Source organism: Halorubrum sp. GN11_10-6_MGM, assembly GCF_005435165.1.
Classification (GTDB): Archaea; Halobacteriota; Halobacteria; order Halobacteriales; family Haloferacaceae; genus Halorubrum.
This window is the reverse complement of record NZ_SGUC01000072.1, coordinates 1-2,543: the sequence shown is the minus strand read 5'-3', so window position 1 is coordinate 2,543 and position 2,543 is coordinate 1. Positions and strand designations below refer to the sequence as shown.

Annotated in this window: 3 protein-coding genes; 2 read left to right on the top strand and 1 reads right to left on the bottom strand. The window is 53.4% G+C overall.

Annotation, left to right across the window (positions count from 1 at the left end; genetic code table 11):
• The coding region (locus EXE46_RS16095; protein ID WP_137689349.1) for an AI-2E family transporter at positions 1-610 on the top strand (610 nt) is incomplete at its 5' end.
• A 299-nt stretch (positions 611-909) separates the two neighbouring features.
• Here EXE46_RS16095 and EXE46_RS16090 read toward each other — a convergent pair.
• The gene (locus EXE46_RS16090; protein WP_137689348.1) at positions 910-1,302 is read right to left on the bottom strand and encodes a DoxX family protein; all 393 of its coding nucleotides are present in this window, start codon (positions 1,300-1,302) and stop codon (positions 910-912) included.
• A 251-nt stretch (positions 1,303-1,553) separates the two neighbouring features.
• Between EXE46_RS16090 and EXE46_RS16085 the strand changes: the two genes are divergently transcribed.
• Positions 1,554-2,384 (top strand): IS5 family transposase, encoded by an 831-nt coding sequence (locus tag EXE46_RS16085; protein ID WP_137689347.1) that lies wholly within the window; start codon positions 1,554-1,556, stop codon positions 2,382-2,384.
• Positions 2,385-2,543 lie beyond the last annotated feature (159 nt).

Sequence of the window (2,543 nt, the reverse complement as noted above, 5' to 3'; positions counted from 1 at the left end):
TTATATGCTTACCGACGGCTCACGGCTTGTAAACTGGCTCCTCGACAATTTTGATGAATCAGGTGTTGTCGGGTCATACGCAGTAGCTGTTGATGATGAACTGTCTTCCATTCTCTTCGGTAATATTCTAAACGCATTTGTGACGGGTATCATCGGAATTCTTGTCTTTTCTGGATACAATCTCGTTGCACCAGGAGCAGTAAACGTTCCATTTGCGCCCCTAGTCGGCGCACTCACTGGAGCAGGAAGTTTAATTCCTGTTGTGGGAATGAAAATTGTGTACCTCCCTGTCGGAGCAATTCTCGCGATAGCTGCTGTCACCAGTGGTCAGGCAAGCGCGTTCGGCTTCGTGCTCCTGTTTCTCGTTTTAGCGTTCGTAGTCGTTGATACAATTCCTGACTTTCTAATTCGCCCGTATGTGAGCGGCAACCGGACACATGTTGGTCTACTAATGTTTGCCTATATTCTCGGACCGATCGCGTTCGGCTTCTACGGGATTTTTCTTGGCCCAATACTGCTTGTCCTCCTCGCAGAGTTCTTTAGAACTGTTGCATCGTACGTGCTCACCGGCAGACAGCCACATGAACAATCAAGTCTCACGGACTACTGAATAGCCCTCTAATAGCAGTGTCATCCATCTTTAGTTAATACTCTCAGTAATTTTGTCTTGGCCCAGGTTCTGTTCGAATTCTGCCGACTTACTCTCGCTACGGCGAGAAATTCGTGTTTCTAGAGTCGGTATATTGCTTGATTTCAGTGGATACAATGTTTGGCTCGGTTGATCAGTATGATCCAACACTATCAAGCATATTTCTACCTAAGTATATTACTCTCAAGCTTAACTAAAGACGAATGACGATGGAGATCTCACCGCCATCCAATCGTACAAGAGAGTGGGTGGCGTGAGCGTTAGTCGTCTCTCGAACGGTTGAGGAACGCGAGCGCTGCGCCAAGAAGCGTGAGATTTTGGAGGAACGATGTGAGTTCTCCGTCACGCTCCTCCTCATCAACTGCCCAAAAGTCATGCATGAATGGCGTCACACCTAGCAAAAACGCAGCTACAGCGCTCGCCGAGAGTTTGGGGGCCTTCCACATGCTAATTCCAATCCCCCCGCCGAGGAGGAGAGCACTTCCTGCCGGGACGGACTTCTCTGCGTCGGGGACGCCTTTGGCATCGGCGTATGCCACCCGTCCTTCATGGTTAGCGAAATTCCGCACAGCGAGCGCGACAAGGCCAGTCCCGAACAGCAAACGGCCAGGGAGAGGTGGTGTTTCTGTGTCGTCAGTATCAGTCTCAGACATTACTGTTTGGGTATGTGTTTAGCCCGAGATCGATTTCGGTACTCTCTCGTAGGAGCCGTTTGAGAGGTATCGTAGATCGATGCAACAGGCGAGCAAGTGGATTCCTGAGGGATGGTCTCCGATCAGGAGACCATCCCGTTTCGCCTGTTTATGACTTCTTCAGAGCCTACGAAGGGCTGTGTTGAATCGCCATACGGCAGCGAGGTGAGCCGCTAAATCAAAGGAGATGAAGCGGGAGACTGCGGTTGTCTATGACCCAAATCTCCCGCTTCATCGGGGAGGTTGTGCCGATTGCTCAAAGAGTTACTGGCGATGGAGGCGAATCCGCCGCCCCGGAAGGCGGCGGCGGATTCGCCGACTACGCACTCGTTTCTCTCCATTGTCTCCGGATTTACCTCGACACATCCTACCGCATGACGATCGACTTGCTGAAGGAGATGCCACAAATAATCGGGGAGATCGGCCTTGACGCGGCCGATCTCCCCGCGCCGTCCACGTTGTGTAAGGCGTTCGACCGGATCAGCATGAGCGTTTGTCGAGTGCTGCTGCGCCAGTCGGCGCAGTTGCACGATCTCTCCGAACACGCCGCGATCGACGCCACATTCTACGAGCGGTCAGCAGCGAGCCGCCATTACTGCCAGCGAATCAGTTATCGCGTCCAGAAGCTGAAAGTCACGAAACTCGTTGATACAGCGTCGCAGGCTGTCCTTGACGTACACTGCTCAACGAACCGAGAAGGAAGCGACGCAGATCTGGCTGAGCAGATCGCCCGCCGGAACGCGGGCGATCTGCGGTCTCTCGCGGCCGATAAAGGCTATGACAAGCAATCGCTCCGCGAAGGATTACGCGATCTCGGGATCAGACCGCTGATCAAGCACCGCATTTTCGCACCGTACGATCACGCACACAACGCCAGAATCGACGATAATCGCTACAATCAGCGCTCTATGACCGAAACCGTGAACTCGGCTGTGAAGCGCTCGCTCGGCTTCGCCGTGCGAGCGCGGTCGTGGTTCCGTGAGTTTCGTGAGATTGCCCTGATGTGTGTCGTTTACAACATCAAGCGCTTCGTCAAACAGTGAATCTCTACGCCTTACAGCGATTCAACACAGCCGTTCAGGGCGAAGCTCCGGTGGCACGAAGGACCGCATACGCCACCGAGCAAAGAGCAATCGACCGATGATAAGTCGTCGTCCTCGCCGGACGAGGACGACGACGAAGAACCTCGTACTGACGGCGGT